General features: G+C 38.8%; 11 protein-coding genes, 1 other RNA gene and 1 pseudogene. 8 read left to right on the top strand and 5 right to left on the bottom strand.

Going from position 1 to position 16,201, the window contains the following annotated elements; genetic code table 11:
- From A3G19_RS00360 to rnpB, 7 genes and pseudogenes are all read left to right on the top strand, one after another.
- A pseudogene (locus A3G19_RS00360) lies at positions 1-171 on the top strand (2-oxoacid:acceptor oxidoreductase subunit alpha); the annotation flags it as partial.
- Complete coding sequence (locus A3G19_RS00355; protein ID WP_294869979.1) at positions 171-1,025, top strand: 2-oxoglutarate ferredoxin oxidoreductase subunit beta; 855 nt, start codon at positions 171-173, stop codon at positions 1,023-1,025. The pseudogene A3G19_RS00360 and the gene A3G19_RS00355, both read left to right, overlap by 1 nt.
- Positions 1,026-1,034: 9 nt before the next feature.
- Entirely contained in the window at positions 1,035-1,598 is a 564-nt protein-coding gene (locus A3G19_RS00350; protein ID WP_294869977.1) for a 2-oxoacid:acceptor oxidoreductase family protein, read from the top strand.
- A gap of 168 nt (positions 1,599-1,766) precedes the next feature.
- Entirely contained in the window at positions 1,767-2,969 is a 1,203-nt protein-coding gene (locus A3G19_RS00345; RefSeq protein WP_294869975.1) for a diguanylate cyclase, read from the top strand.
- Positions 2,962-3,543 carry an SCO family protein gene (locus A3G19_RS00340; RefSeq protein WP_294869973.1) on the top strand — a complete coding sequence of 194 codons (582 nt, stop codon included), beginning with the start codon at positions 2,962-2,964 and terminating at the stop codon, positions 3,541-3,543. The genes A3G19_RS00345 and A3G19_RS00340 overlap by 8 nt, the downstream gene beginning before the upstream one ends.
- Before the next feature lie 2 nt (positions 3,544-3,545).
- Positions 3,546-5,486 (top strand): EAL domain-containing protein, encoded by a 1,941-nt coding sequence (locus A3G19_RS00335; RefSeq protein ID WP_294869971.1) that lies wholly within the window; start codon positions 3,546-3,548, stop codon positions 5,484-5,486.
- 33 nt (positions 5,487-5,519) lie between these two features.
- An RNA gene (gene rnpB, locus A3G19_RS00330) (RNase P RNA component class A) lies at positions 5,520-5,851 on the top strand.
- A gap of 90 nt (positions 5,852-5,941) precedes the next feature.
- Here the strand turns inward: rnpB and A3G19_RS00325 are convergent.
- The 5 genes from A3G19_RS00325 to A3G19_RS00305 form a co-directional block, all read right to left on the bottom strand.
- On the bottom strand, positions 5,942-7,639 hold the full coding sequence (locus tag A3G19_RS00325) for a hypothetical protein (RefSeq protein ID WP_015653641.1): 1,698 nt from the start codon (positions 7,637-7,639) through the stop codon (positions 5,942-5,944).
- A 216-nt stretch (positions 7,640-7,855) separates the two neighbouring features.
- The gene (locus A3G19_RS00320) at positions 7,856-9,934 is read right to left on the bottom strand and encodes an EAL domain-containing protein (protein ID WP_294869969.1); all 2,079 of its coding nucleotides are present in this window, start codon (positions 9,932-9,934) and stop codon (positions 7,856-7,858) included.
- 14 nt (positions 9,935-9,948) lie between these two features.
- On the bottom strand, positions 9,949-11,007 hold the full coding sequence (locus A3G19_RS00315; protein WP_015653638.1) for a substrate-binding domain-containing protein: 1,059 nt from the start codon (positions 11,005-11,007) through the stop codon (positions 9,949-9,951).
- A 129-nt stretch (positions 11,008-11,136) separates the two neighbouring features.
- A complete protein-coding gene (locus A3G19_RS00310) occupies positions 11,137-13,419 on the bottom strand; it encodes a sensor domain-containing diguanylate cyclase (RefSeq protein ID WP_294869967.1) in 2,283 nt (760 codons plus the stop codon).
- Between the two features lie 77 nt (positions 13,420-13,496).
- Positions 13,497-14,750, bottom strand: coding sequence for a diguanylate cyclase (locus A3G19_RS00305; RefSeq protein ID WP_294869965.1), 1,254 nt, complete (start codon positions 14,748-14,750; stop codon positions 13,497-13,499).
- A 142-nt stretch (positions 14,751-14,892) separates the two neighbouring features.
- Here A3G19_RS00305 and A3G19_RS00300 point away from each other — a divergent pair, with 142 nt between their 5' ends.
- A complete protein-coding gene (locus tag A3G19_RS00300) occupies positions 14,893-16,161 on the top strand; it encodes a citrate synthase (RefSeq protein ID WP_294869963.1) in 1,269 nt (422 codons plus the stop codon).
- The last annotated feature ends 40 nt before the right edge of the window (positions 16,162-16,201 follow it).

The following is a 16,201-nucleotide window of genomic DNA, read 5'->3' as shown; positions in this document are numbered from 1 at the left end:
GAGATCGGTCAAAAATTTGACAAAATCTTTGTAACTGAGCTTAACATGGGTCAATATCTCAAAGAGATCGAACGTGTAATGGGACGCAGTGATTTCACTACGCTTCACAAAGCAAACGGCCGTCCAATCGCACCACTTGAAATGGTAGCAAAAGTTAAGGAGATGTTCTAATGGCTTTCAATTACGATCAATATTTACGTGTAGATAAAATGCCGACACTTTGGTGTTGGGGCTGTGGGGATGGTGTAATCCTTAAATCGGTTATCCGTGCTATCGATAAAATGGGCTGGGATATGGACAAAGTGTGTGTCGTTTCCGGTATCGGATGTTCTGGGCGTTTCAGCTCATACATCAACTGTAATACGGTTCACACAACACACGGTCGTACGATTGCGTATGCTACGGGGATCAAATTGACCCGTCCTGATGCACACGTTATCGTTGTAGCGGGAGACGGTGACGGACTTGCGATCGGTGGTAACCATACGATCCACGGATGTCGTCGTAACATCGATTTGAATTTTATTTTGATCAATAACTTCATCTACGGTTTGACCAACTCTCAAATTTCTCCGACAACTCCACAGGGTATGTGGTGTGTATCGGCGCAAAACGGGAATATCGATCCGACGTTCGATGCGTGTAAACTCGCAATCGGTGCGGGTGCGTCATTCGTAGCGCGTGAGACGATGCTTGATCCGAAAAAACTCGAAAAAGTCCTTGTAAAAGGGTTCTCTCACAAAGGATTTTCTTTCTTTGACATTATGTCTAACTGCCATATTAACCTTGGCCGTAAAAACAAAATGTTGAGTGCAATGGAAAATCTTGAGTGGATCGACAGTATTACGACTCCATTGAAAAAATGGGAAGCGTTGCCGGCAGAAGAGCAAATGAATAAATTCCCGACGGGTGTATTGCGCGAAGTTGAGCAAGCGGAGTATTGTGAAATGTATGACATGGTCATCGCAGCGGCACAAGGCAAACGCGGAAAAATCACGCAAGACGACTTTGCGAAAAAAATCTAAGGAGAAACCATGAGACATACGATACGATTTACAGGCGTCGGTGGACAGGGTGTTCTTCTCGCCGGTGAGATTATGGCAGCCGCTAAAATCAAACTCGGCGGTCACGGGCTTAAAACGGCTACGTATACGTCACAAGTTCGCGGTGGAGCGACAGTTGTTGATATCACCCTTGATGATAATGAAATTTTTTACCCGTATGCCAATGAGGGTGAGATCGATTTCATGCTCTCGGTTGCCAACGTGAGCTACCAACAATTCAAAAATGGTGTAAAACCGGGCGGAATTATCGTCGTTGAACCAAATTTGGTTCACCCAACCGAAGAAGACCGTCAAAAATGGATCATTGTAGAGATTCCGATCATCACCATCGCAAAAGAAGAAGTGGGTAACGTTATTACTCAATCGGTTGTTGCCTTGGGTATCACCAATGAGTTTACCGGTGTTCTTGAGCCGGAAACATTGAAAGAGGTCATGCTTTCAAAAGTACCTAAAAAAGTACACGAAGTAAATAACAAAGCTTGGGATTTGGGTATCAAATACGCAAAAGAAGCAAAAGCAAAACTCGGAATGTGATTTTTTTATATGCGGTTTTACCCGCATATAATTTTCATTAACATGTAATGTTTAAATATTCGAAAATCTTATCAAAATACACTTCTAATACCCCAAATAACTTCCTAAAATAGACATTCCTCATCTCTTTTGTGATAAAATTTTCTACCACACTATCAGATGGAAAATATGGCACGATTCAATTTACTTTTTTTACTTTTTATTACTATTTTCATCGAGGCAAACGCCCAAGATAAGAAGTCGATTTTTGTTCTTCATTCCTATTCTCAAGAATACAGTTGGACGAAACTTCAACACGATAACTTTGTCTCAAAATTGCAGACGTCATCTCCCTCTGCACTGGATATTTCAGTCGAATATTTGGACACCAAACGTCTTCAACTTTCACCGGAATACGAAACCTTTTTTCGCTCCTATTTAGAAGAAAAATTCAAAGGAGTTTCTCCCGATGCAATTTACGTAACCGATGATAATGCGTTAAACTTTTTCTTGCATCAAAAAAGACCTTTATTCGCTGCTTCTCCAATTTTCTTTTCAGGGATCAATAACCTTTCTTTAGAGACGAAACTGGATAAAAGCCGTTATACCGGAGTGTATGAAACCAAAGATATTGTCCCGAATATTGAGCTGATACGGCAGTTTTCTCCGCAAACACGCGATATTTGGATAGTGGGCGATGATTCGACGACGTATCATTCTATCGAAACGGATATCCGTGCACATATTCATCAATATCCTAAATATACGTTCCATTTTCTCTCTTCCAAACGAATCGATGATATAACCGCAAGACTTCCGAATTCTCCGAAAACGTTTGTACTGCTCACAACGATCGGAGGATGGAGCGATGCAAATAGAGATAATTTCACGTTACAAGAATCGATTGCAATTTTGAAGCAAAACAAAAATCTTATTTTGTGCAGTATGGAAGATGCTTACGTTCAAGGGGGAGTCGTTGGCGGTTTTGTTACAAGCGGTGCGAATCAAGGCTCTCATGCAGCGGAACTCGTACTGCGCCATTTCAAAGGAGAATCGGTTAATACTATAAGATCGATTACGAAGAGCCCGAATGTCTATATGTTTGATCGTAGCGCATTGATGGAATCACGTTTGATCCTTTCTGAATACATTGCACACGATTCGATCATATTGCATGAAAAGAAGTCTTTTTTTGAACGCTATCAACAAAATATTTTGAATGCCATTTTTATCCTCTTTATTTTCTTTTTACTTTTTTTACTCATCGTATTTCTGATTTCATTACAAAAAAATGCTCATATTAAAATATTGGAAAAAGAGCTGAAAGAGTGTTCGGATGAAGTGGTGCTTCAAAAAGAGAAACTCACTCTCCTAGAAGCTGTGAATGAATAAAAAACTTATTTTAGCGGTTATTTTTTTTATTATACTGCTGATCGTTCTCCCTTTTGTACAAACGCTTTTTTTTGCACAGCAATCGTCTGGGAAAATTACGATTGACCAGCCTATAAATGCCCCTTATTTGGCTACGGGCAAAAAAGATTTATCTTTGGTTTTTTTCGGCTATGTAGGATGTGCCAAGGTATGTACACCGATTCTGCATCAAGTGGATGATTTGTATGATTCACCCGAATTTGCCCCAATAAAACCGTTTGTCGGATTTTATTTTGTCAATTTAATGCCTGAAGTACAGCCTGAGCAAGTTCCAGCATTTGCAAAATCGTTCAATGGTGATTTTGAAGGTATCTATTTGACGCAAAAAGAGTTGATGGGTATTGATCGAGAGTTTAGTCTCTTCTTTTCAAAAAGTCTCTCGGATTCTACCGAAATAGATCACAGTGACCATATTTATCTGATTAAGAAAGAAAAGAGTGGTATAGTAGTCCTCAAGAATATTTACACAACCCATCCGCTGAACCAAGAACAGATGATTACGGATATAAAACAATATGTAAGGGAAGCACCATAAAGATGAACATTCCTGATAAATTTTTTACGATCCCCTATATTCCGGAATTTGCCAAAAAAAGTTTCAACGAATACTTTCTGAAAGCTGATAAAGTGATGCTGGTCATGATCACGATTCAGTGGGCTATCGCAACGTTGATCACGTCAGTCAGCTATGATACCTATTTATACGGCTTTATCGGAGGAGGGCTTATCACCCTTATTTTGTTCATTGCTCATCTCTATTTTAAAGGGACGCAAGTGATGCGGGCCCTCGTTGGGGTAGGGATGATGTTGTTTTCTCTGATCTATATCCAGCAGCATCTTGGGCGTATTGAGATGCATTTTCATGTTTTTATCGCGTTGGCCATTCTCTCAGTCTATAAAGATATCGTCCCCGTTATGGTTGCTGCGGCAACGACGATCGTTCATCATTTCGTTTTTAATTTTCTTCAACTTTATGAAATCTCATTATTCGGCATGCCGGTCATGGTATTTAATTACGGATGCGGGATGGATATTGTTTTTTTACACGCTGTTTTTGTCATCGCTGAAGCATTGGTAATCGGTTACATTATCAAATTGCAGATTGAATACGGTGTAGAACTTAACCGCTCGGAAAAACAGATTTCCGGTTTAAATGAGGAACTGAGTTTTACCTCTTTGCATGATTCACTCACAGGTCTTCCCAACCGCTATAATCTCTATTCACAGCTCAAACTGATGGTCGCTAATGCCAACCGCTATGAACGTAAATTTGCCGTATTGTTTTTAGATTTGGATCATTTTAAAAACATTAATGACACACTTGGACACAATGTCGGAGATGCATTGCTGAAAGCCGTTTCACTAAAGCTCAAAACATTGATTCGTGAAAATGATATCGTGGCGCGGATCGGCGGTGATGAGTTTATTATTGTCCTTAATGATTTTAGTGATTCCGGGAATTTAGAGCAAGTAATCGTGAAAATTCTCGATGCTTTTCGTCATGAATGGCCTGTGCAAACGCATTTCCTAAGACTTTCTACCAGTATCGGAGTCGCGATCTATCCCGATGATTCCAAAGAGATCAACGAATTGATGAAATTTGCAGATATAGCGATGTACAAAGCAAAATCGGAGGGTAGAGATCAGTTTAGCTTTTTCACATCGAAATTAAATGATAAGGTCCATAAAGAGGTCAGAATTGCTCATGATATGCATCGTGCATTGGAAGATAGCGAATTTGTCCTCTATTACCAACCAAAAATTCATATCAATACGGGAAAAATTATCGGTGCAGAAGCCTTGATCCGATGGCATCATCCGGATAAAGGGATTATTTATCCCGATCAATTTATTTCGATTGCAGAAAATACCGGATTTATTTTAAAACTCGGAACGTGGGTTATCGAAGAGAGTGCCGAAATGATCAGCCGATTAGCGCATAGCGGTTATACGGATATCCACGTCTCGTGTAATATTTCGACACGACAATTTCAAAATCTACATTTATTTTCAGATATTGAAAATGCGATTCGTATCAATGAGATCAATCCGGCACAATTTGCGATTGAAATTACCGAGAGCGTTATGATGGAATATCTGGACGTGACTCTTGAAGTGATTAAAAAAATCAAACGTTTGGGGATTCATATCTGCATGGATGATTTCGGTACAGGTTATTCGTCATTGTCGTATCTTCGACAGTTTCCGATTGATTCGTTAAAAATCGACAAAAGTTTTGTGGATGATATTTCTGAAATGGGGAATAATGATCACATACTCCTTAACACCATCATTGCGATGTGCGAAACCTTTAATCTTAATATTATTGCTGAAGGGGTTGAACACCAGTATCAGATGGAGTATTTAAAAGAGCGCGGATGTGGATATTATCAAGGATTTTATTTTGCCAAACCGGTCCCCGAAGATGAGTTTTTCGAGCTATTAAAGAAAAACAGTACGATTTCAATCTCTGGATAGTACTTTCTAATCTAATATACTTTATAATTTCATCAGGTACAACAGGTGATAGCTTGGAACTAGTAATCCCAAGAGGTAAAGTCCGGGCTGCTGTAGGACACGGTTCCATCTAACGGATGGCCATGGTAACATGAGGGACAGTGCAACAGAGAGTAGACCGCCTCGAAAGAGGTGAGGGTGAAACGGCGGGGTAAGAGCCCACCAGTCTCTTAGGTAACTAAGAGAGCTATGTAAACCCAACCGGGCAGCAAGAAACAGATGGTTAGCGTCCTACATCGCTATTGTTTCGCTAGAGGCCTAGAGTGATCTAGGCAGTAGATTAATTATCACTTCATCCAGAACCCGGCTTACGTTGTACCTATCTTCGATTTACTACTTTTACTGCTCAGTGCTGCACAAATTTACAATTAAAAGTGAAGATTGAACATCTGGCTCCTACCGCGATTATTTATTTTTTACTCTTTTTCATTTTTAGCTAATCCAGAAAGAATTGCAACTAAAATTAAACTTAGTATCCACCCTAATAAATTTTCAATCCACACCATAAAGCGGATAGTATGATTGAACGTAGTGAAAGGGATTAAGTCAGTTATATTACCTGAAGGAGTAGGAATATAAACCCCCCAATCTTTCTCCATTTGTAAATCTACAACGGGAAGAATTATATCAAGTGAATACCATATAGGTTGAAATGTTGTATACTCACCAGGTGATGCATAATACCAATTATTTGAAGAATTAAAATCTGATGGGGATGAAACCCATGGCGTTCCATGAATATCAACTTTACAACTACGATTATTATCTATATAAAGTAGTGGATTACTTGGTGCAAAAATAGCTACTTTTGCTGCATACCAATATATTAATCCAAAAATAAGCCATATGCTCATCATGACTAATAAGGTTCTCATAGGACGGTAACCATATTTTGATGTGATACCATATAGGAGTTTGAAAAAATAAGATAATTGATAATATAAATAAGACTTTATAAAAAAAAGACGACATTTAATGAGATAAGACAAGTTACTTTTCTCATTCTTAGTATTTATCTGGAGATTTTTTATTCGGGCTTTTTTTAATGATTGTTTTTTATCATGGAAAGCAATCATTAAATAGTCTGCCTCTTCGTCATGCCCCATATCGCGTAATACTTTTACCAATTGTTTCCATGGTTGAAGATTTAGTGTCTCTTCATCAGGAATTTTATTTAACCAGTTAATTCTGAATTTAGCGTCAGTGGGTCCATAAATATGATTATATTTAAAACCATCAAGGTAGACATGCTTTATAGTATCCTGATCCCAAAAGTTCTTTTCGACTTTTTCTATTTTTGTTTCGATATTTGAATCACTTTCATCAATTTGTAAATTATCATCTTCAACTTCAACAAGTGAGTCAATGTATGAACCAGATAGATTAATATTTCCTTCAACAATTGTTGTATAGTCGAAATATATAGAACCCGCTATATACATACTATGTAATGACAAAGCGCATTCATTAGGGTTTTTGAATGTACCTTTATGACACTTCATATCCGAATCAATTCTTGCTCCATTAAAAGATATTTTTCCAATACTAGTAAACCCTTTGTTCAAATACACACTACCATGAATTACTACACGGTTGCAGTGCATACAGGCGGTTTCCTTAGCATCTTTTTGAAATTTCCCATTTTTACAGACTAAGCTTCCATTAATTTCAGCTGCAATAAGTCGAATATCTTTTTTTGATTCAAATCCCTCACGAAACATGACACTACTACGGATGTGAGCTCTATCCCCACGTAGTCCTTCTATTAGAAGACAGCCTTCCAAATCTAACGTTTTTATATCAGCATCAATTAGAATTATTTTATTATCAAATACTGATTTTATAAAATGAAATGGATAATTAATGGTTGTTCCATTTAAATCAAGTTCACCAGTAACCCATGCACCTGAAAATCTAAGACCTTTTGGGTCAATATTGAATTGATTTTTCTTGTTTACTGCCAAACAACGTAAAAATTCTGCTCGTACCACATTATTATCTGTTTTCTCTAAAGGACGATTAGAATTAATTTTAGCCGTTTCTCCTTTTCTACAACTATCTAAAACTATTTGTTCGGCAAAAGTTAATGGCATAAGTTCACTAAGTATTTTCATATTTTTATATCCAGTTTTTTTAATAAATTCTATAAATATCGCTTTTTCTCATTCCCACTTTTCAAGTGGGAATGCATATCACTTGTAGACTTATACATTCCCACTCAGGAGAGTGGGAGCGAGTGAAGCGCTCTTTGGGGTGTTCGCATTTTGATTCACACCCGATTTGGAAAAAACAAACGAGTGTGATGATTAGTGGTTGCACAATCGTATTTTTCATGACTCATTAATGATTAAAAAAACTTCTTTCATTTTATCTGCCGGTATCGGTTTGGAATACAAATAACCCTGAATGTTTTCACATCCGTTTTGTACCAAAAACTCTTTTTGTTCAAGAGTTTCAACCCCTTCGGCGATAATTTCCAAATTCAAACTTTGTGCCAGTGCTACAATCGCTTTTGCGATAGCGGCATCTTCTTCATTGTTCGGCAGTCCGCTGATAAAGGATTGGTCTATTTTGAGTTTATTGATAGGCAGTTTTTTGAGGTAGGAGAGGGAAGAATATCCTGTTCCAAAATCATCAACCGCTATTTTTACCCCTGTAGCACTGAGCTGTTTTAAAATATCGATCGCTTCATCTGGGTTGGTCATGATTTGATCTTCTGTCACTTCAAGCTCAAGACACTCTACCTTGCATCCTGTTTCCGTAATAAGATTCTTAAAATAATCGATGAAATCTTTTTGTTGAAGCTGTTTGATGGTGAGATTCATCGCTAAAATCCCAGGGTTTAATCCCTCTTTGTACCATTGGGCCATTTGGGTCATGGCACTTTTCATCACAAATCGATCCAGTTCGACAATCAGACCCGTTGATTCGGCAATCGGGATAAAAGCGGCAGGAGAAACGAGGCCGATTGATGGGCTTTGCCATCGTACCAAAGCTTCCATCCCTACGAGAGTATTGGTTTTGCCATTTATTTGCGGTTGATAATAAACAATAAACTCCTCATTTTTGAGTGCAGTCCGCAAACTTGTATCCATAACAACGCGTTCAAGTGCTCTGGCTGTCATTTCAGAACTGTAGTAGCGAATGTTGTTTCTACCCTCATTTTTAGCGGCATACATCGCTGCATCGGCATATTTGAGGAGATCTTGAGCCGTATCGCCGTTATCAGGAAAGAGGCTGACACCGATACTGCATCCTACATAAAGTTCGTGATGTTCAACAATAATCGGTTCGGATAGAATTTTGAGAATTTTGTCGGCCAGCAAAGGAGCTTCTTCTACTTGTTCCTTCCCTTCGACAATCACCGTAAACTCATCACCGCCAAATCGCGCCAGGGCCTCTTTGTTGTGAATAGTTGTATTCAGCCTTTGTGTCACAATCCGTAAAACTTTATCACCCGCTTCATGTCCAAGCGAATCATTGATCTCTTTAAAATGGTCGAGATCAACAAAGAGAAGTGCCATTTGAGTATTATTGTCTTTAGATTTATCGATTAGATGTTCAAGCCGTTCAGTAAACAAAATTCTATTTGCCAGACCTGTAAGGGCATCATGTGTAGCCTGATATTGGAGGGCATTTTTTTGTTCTCTGAGTTTATTATGCTGTTCAAGAAGGGCTATCTTCGAGGCTCTTATCGACGTAATCATGGTGTTCATTGTGGATGAGAGGGCAAAAATTTCTTGTGAATCATACTCTGGAAACAATTCTATAGGGATACCGTCTTTATCACTGTTGCTGATAACATCGATAATATCCGATATCGGTTTTAAAATGAAAAAATGTATGGCGATGAAAAGAGATAAAATCAAAAGTAAAGAGATCGCTGCGGTATTGATCAACGCTTCTGCAATAATATTATTCAGTTTTTCGTTCATTTCATTATCAGATATAAAAATACTGATTGAGCCTAGTTTTTCACCTGAAGCAGCCGTGATCTCATATTTATTCGAGTAATAGCACGTTTCTAGCTGCTGGCGTTGTTTATCGCTTTTAGCGTTAAAATCGATAAGCGTACCATCATCGTCCCGAATTTTCCCACTGGTATAGGCACCCCGGCCTAAAATTTTCCCCATTTTGTAATCTTCAACAACAATGGCAAATATATTTTTAGGTTCCATTTCATTGTATACGAGATGGTCATATTCATTAACCGCATAAGCTTCTATCAGGTTGGAAACGTTTTTTCGAAGAGAAGATACCGTGATATTTGAACTTTGTTTCATCTCTTCTATCATTGTATTTTTGGTTGCCAAATAGGTGTAACTCGAATGTATAGACATGATTAAGCTAACGGTGGAGATGATGATAATCCCCAGTGTGACCATCATGGATTGTTTGTTAGAACTCATATTTACGCTTTTCATTAATTTTTGCTCTCAATACCTAAAACATTTCTTTGGATAACGCTGAACAGCTCGTGGACATTTTCACGAGAAACTGCCAGTACAGGAAGCTGTTGATTTTTTGGAACTATTTGCCCTTTGAGATGCATATCCATGCTAAGTACAGCTTTTTCTCCCATCAAATAAGGCTGCTGCATCGCAGATGCTACAAGGACACCTTTGGAAATGAGATCTATAAATTCAGGTTCTGCATCAAAGGTGAGTAAGAGAATTTTCTCTTTTTTCCCTGAATGGGCTATAGCATCCAACGCACCCTGATACCGATCTGAACCCTGAAGCCAAATTGCACGGAGGTTGGGATGGTTTGCCATCAATTCTTTTGAATAGTTATACGTCTCTTGATAGGAAAAAGTTGATTGCTGTTTAATATCTGCACTTTTGATATGCGCCTCATCCATCGCCTGCATAAAACCGGCAGTTCTCGCTTGACCGTTCAGCCTTTTTTGAGGGATTGCGATAATACCGACTCTTCCATCGCTCCAATCACGCTGGAGCATTTGCTTGGCTAGAATATTCCCGATTTGGTAGGCACCTTGTTTGTTATCGGAAGAAATATAGGAGACATAATCACCCCCGTCTGTTCCGATATCAGAGATAACGACAGGGATATTTGAACTGGATGCCAATTTTAGAATGGTAGTGCACGCAGATGAAGTGGTAGGTGAAACAATAATTCCAGATACATTTTCGCGAATCGCTTTTGCAACAAACTCCAGTTCGCGTTTCGGACTATTTTCAGCACTGTAGATCTCAAGTTTATACCCGAGTGTATCGGCACTTTTTTGTACACCGCGTCCCATGATGGACCAAAAAGGGATTCTGGTATCGGAAACGATGTACGCTAATTTTTTTTCTACCGGAGGTTTAGTGAGCACTAATGGTGAATTTTCCGAGGAAAAAAGGGGTGTTTTGACTGCATCGTTTTCTTGCGTTACAGTGTAACCGAAGAAGAGGACAAGCGTGAGGAATGAGAGTAAAAAAAGGAGCAATACAATAACTCTAGGGGTAAGCTTGTCCATACAATACCTTTTTGCACATCTATTAAATTGTAGTACAACGTACCTTACTTTACCTAATCCGGCAGTAATTTTTACCTTCTTTTCCACGCGCAAGAGGAGTCCGGTCTTTAATATTCACTTTTTTACCGATCATTCTAAAGTAAGTATTGCCTGATCCTGTTTAGAATCAAAAACATGGTAACGGTTTTTACCCGATTGCTTAGCTACATACATTGCCTGATCTGCCTGACGGATTAGCTGATCCCCGTTCACTTCATCATCTTGCGGAAAAAAAGTTACTCCAATACTGGCAGAGACTTGAATCACTAAATCACCCAGATGAATGGGTTGGCTTGCTGCTTCGAGAAGCCTTCCAATAATCGGCAATGCGGCTGACATATCATCTAAATCCACGAGAATAGCGACAAACTCATCTCCGCCTAATCGTGAGAGGGTATCTCCCTCTCGTAATGATTGTTTCATCCGCGCTGAAAGAGCTATAAGCAATTGATCTCCGACAGGATGTCCATAGTTATCGTTTACCGCTTTAAACCCATCAAGATCAAGATAGAGCACAGCCAATTGCTTTCCTCGTCGTAGGGTTTGAATCATTCCTTGGTACAGACGGTCCGATTCCAAAATTCGATTAGGCAAACCTGTGAGTGCATCATAATGGGCTAAGTATTCGAGTCGCTGTGAATGTTCCATTAATTTGGTTTGCAGATTTTTTTCTTTGGTAATATCATAGAACCATCCCAATACACATGATATTCCTTCAAATTCTATCGGCATATAAGAAGCCAATACCCAAATGGTTTCATTGTTGACAGATAGTTCTACCAATTGGTTATAAATGATTTCATTGTTTTTGATTTGAGAGACGATTTCATGATATTTTTCTTGATCAGCATAATAATTTTTTGGATTTTTCCCTAAAACGTCAGAAACATCAGCCTGAATGAGACGGGCATACGCTTCATTGGCGAAAATAACTTCTTGACCTTCATTTTTTGCTATTCGGACAGCAATCGGACTCATTTTTAGTAAATACTTGAGGGTATTTTCACTGTTTTCTAAACGAATTTGGTAATGCATTTGCTGCGTAATATCCTGAACAGTACCTAACGAGTATAGAGGCTGTCCGTCTGAATCAAATTTGGTTTCACATTGTTCACTCACATATTTAATTTTTCCATCGCGCATTAGAAGTCTATGGATAATTTCGTATTTTTCTTTTGTTGTTAGAGATCGTTCATAGGCATTTGCAACTTTCTCACGGTCATCAGGATGTATAACATTCAAAAATGCTTCGTAGGTAGGGTTAAAGGTCGCTTGATCAAGTTCAAAAATATTAAAAATTTCATCGGACCATTCCAACGTATTACTGGATATGTCAAAATGCCAATTGCCAAGATGAGCAATTTTTTCGGCTTGTCTGAGGTTATTTAATAGCTTTTTACTCTCTTCTTCACTTCTTTTACGCTCTGTAATATCTTCAATAATTGCAATTCCGCCTTCGATAGAACCATTGGCATCACGCAAAGGTGCATAAAACAGGATCAGCCAGAGCAGCGTATTGCTGATTGTTGTTAGATATTCTCCTTCATAGGAACCGTCTTTTCCCTCAATGGCTTCACTTAATGCGGGTAATATGCGCTGATCTTTCAACGTGTTCATATCAAGGCCGATAAGACTCTCTTTTGGCGCTTTTAAAAGCTGAGCGAAGCGGTCATTGCAGTAGGTAATAACAAGCTCTCTATTAAAATGAAATATGCCGGCGGGTGTATGTTGGAGGATGAGACGATAACGTTCCTCTCTGAGTTTTGCTTCTTGTTCACTTGCTATGGCTTTTTGTTGCAAAATAAAGCTTTGAGTCATACTTGCATTAATAGAACGGGCAAGAAAAACCAGAAAACCAAAATAAAGCAGCAGTGCAATTCCTATATTGGAAGATAGAGTGCTTTGATCCAGAAGTAAACAAATTGTGATGGGCAACAATGTTAAAAGAGAAAAACCAATATTGCTGGGAAGATCAGAAGCGTTTGAAAGGGTATTCCCGGCGGTCAAACCGGCAATAATTATAAGTAAAAAAATTAAATGATCAAAATCACTTGAAGAAAAGAGTAAAACACCGATCGAGCCCCAAATAACAGCGGATACAAGTGTAGCAATACGTAAATTTCTCAGACGCTGTCGGGTAAATATTGCATTTGTGTCGGGAGTGTTCTGATATGCCGTAATAATTGATATACGTATAAGTGATATTAGGAAGAGGAAAACAAACCAAATAATAACCACTTGGGAATTATCAATATTTCGTTCAGCATACATCAATACCAATCCCAATAAAAGACTGGAAATGACACCTATCTTACTACTGTTGAGCAAGATTTTCAAATGTTCACTCTCTACTTGAAAATTAATGATTTTCATGGAGTCCTCCGACTTTTGCAAATCATGTAAATATTGACTAAGACATGGATTTATTATAACATATATTTATATATGTATCACCCGACTCTATAACAATTTCTCCCTTCTTCTTTTGCCCGGTAGAGAGCATCATCGGATCGTTTAAAAAGACCCAGAGGGGTATCGTTACCTGATTGCATTGCAATCCCGGCACTGATATGAACCGGTTGTGAAATGTTAAAATCATATTCGGATACTTTTTGCAAGAGTCTTGAAACCAGTTGTTTCGCATCTTCAATATTTTGTTTATGCGTCAAAATAGCAAACTCTTCACCGCCGATACGGTAGAATTGATCCTCTTCCCGCAGATTGGAACGGATCAGTGATGTTAAACTTTTAAGGATATCATCTCCAATTTGGTGCCCATGCGTATCATTAATCGTTTTGAAGTAGTCGATATCAAAGATTATCAGTGTTAATGAAGGGTTTCCGATACGAGCAATCAGATCCGTATCAAAACTTCGTCGATTATATATGTTGGTCAATCCATCAAGCTCAGCTAGAATCGAAAGAGTTTTATTCTTTTCCTCAATAATTTGTTGTTTATGATCAAGACGTCGTAAAAAATAAAAGACGATACTAAAAAGACTCAGTAAAAATAGCGTCAATATTCCCATAATCAAATAAAAAATCCGGTTTGCTTCTTTCAACTCATCATCAAAAGGCATTTTCAACGAAATGATGGCTCGAATATTTCCCACACTCTCTCCGAATCCCGCCGTATTTCCGTATTGTGCAATCAATTCAATCGGAGCCTTATCGGGAGTAGAGTGGCATCTCATACAGGATTCTTTGCTCGGATCTATGGGCATGGCATAATAGATATAGTGATGATTATTTTCCTTAAGAATCGAACTGTACTCTTTAACGCTGGGGTTTGAACGAAAATACTGGAGTAAATTAAGTTCGTCAGGAGAAGCATGATTGCGTGAATTTCGAGGATTGTCCGTTGCTAATTTATAGTAGATTTGGGTGATGTTATGTTCATCTCTAAGGGTATTGAGCTGTTGATGAACCCCATACGCGATGTAGGAGAAGGATAAAATTTTCGGATCGAAAAACTCCTTATAGAGTTTGTTTTCTTCTTTCAATTTATAGATAACCGGTTTTAGGTCATCTTCGAGATACCTATGCAATGCTTGTTGATTCAGCAGCAATTGATCCAATTTTTTCTTATTTTGATCTTCTGCATATTTGTGAGTGTACTCATAGAGTGCTACTCCTATAATCGCATAACCGGCGATTAGTAACAGCGAGAAAAAGATAATAAGATTCTTATTCTTTAAATCCATAATATTTCCATGTGTAAAACGGTTTTAGTTATATATTATACCCTACATTAAATCATAATGGAGACAAACTACGCTCAATTGCAATCTAAATGGGGTAAAAAATGTTATATTACTCCAATGAGACAGATGGAAAGGAGCTGCTATGGATACCGTTACCCTCACGGATAATCGCACCGGGAAAAGTTATGAGTTCACCGTTTTATCCTCAACACTTGGAGCGGATGTTATCGATGTTCGTAATCTCTACAAAGAGATGGGGCTATTTACCTACGATCCCGGATTTACCTCTACGGCGAGTTGCAGTTCTGCGATTACCTTTATCGACGGTGAAAAGGGAGAATTACGGTATCGCGGGTATGATATCAGCGATCTGGCGATGAAAAAGAGCTATTTGGATGTTGCCTATCTCTTATTGATAGGGAAACTTCCGAATGAAAAAGAGCGGGCAGAGTTTGATATCGAACTTCGAAAACGCTCGTTTATCCACGAGGGGTTAAAACGTCTGTTTGATGCATTCCCCGATAAGGCCCATCCGATGGCGATGATGTCTTCGGCAGTTTCGGCACTTTCTACGTTTTATTTCGAACATCTTAATGTTGATAACGACAACGAAGCGCAGATAATGGCACGCCGTATCATTGCTAAAATCCCTACATTGGCCGCTTTTACCCATAGACGGATGTTCGGAATCCCCTATATCTATCCCGATATTGAACGGCCGTTTACCGAAAACTTTCTCTATATGATGCGTGCTTATCCGGGGGAAAACTTAGAGATACGCGATGTGGAAATCAAAGCGCTCGATACCATATTTACGCTCCATGCAGATCATGAACAAAACGCTTCTACCTCGACAGTACGAGCCGTCGCATCGACGGGTGCCCACCCGTATGCGGCACTTTCAGCCGGAATCAATGCATTGTGGGGGAGGGCGCACGGAGGTGCGAACGAATCGGTGATCGCTCAGCTCGAATACATCGGAAACGTCGACAATGTGGATGCTTTTATCGAACGGGCGAAAGATCCGAATGATGAGTTTAAATTGATGGGATTCGGGCATAGGGTCTATAAAAATTTTGATCCTCGTGCGAAAATCCTCAAACATCTCCTTGATCAGCTTAAAGACGAACTGGGTGTTAATAATGAACTTCTGAAAATTGCCGAGAAAATCGAACAAATAGCCCTCAATGATGAGTACTTTATTAAGCGCAAACTTTACCCCAATATCGATTTTTACTCGGGTCTCATTTTAACGGCACTGAAAATTCCGAAATCGATGTTTACGATCATCTTTGTCATTGGTCGATCCGTCGGATGGATCACCCAATGGATTGAGTTGAAAAAAGACCCGGAGATGAAGATCGCCCGTCCAAGACAACGCTATATCGGAGAAGTCAAAAAAGGTCTTTAGAGATTTTGGTATAATAAGAAACTTTTACCTAATTGAGGAG

The organism is Sulfuricurvum sp. RIFCSPLOWO2_12_FULL_43_24 (genome assembly GCF_001829605.1).
Classification (GTDB): domain Bacteria; phylum Campylobacterota; class Campylobacteria; order Campylobacterales; family Sulfurimonadaceae; genus Sulfuricurvum.
This window is presented reverse-complemented; position numbering and strand designations above follow the sequence as displayed.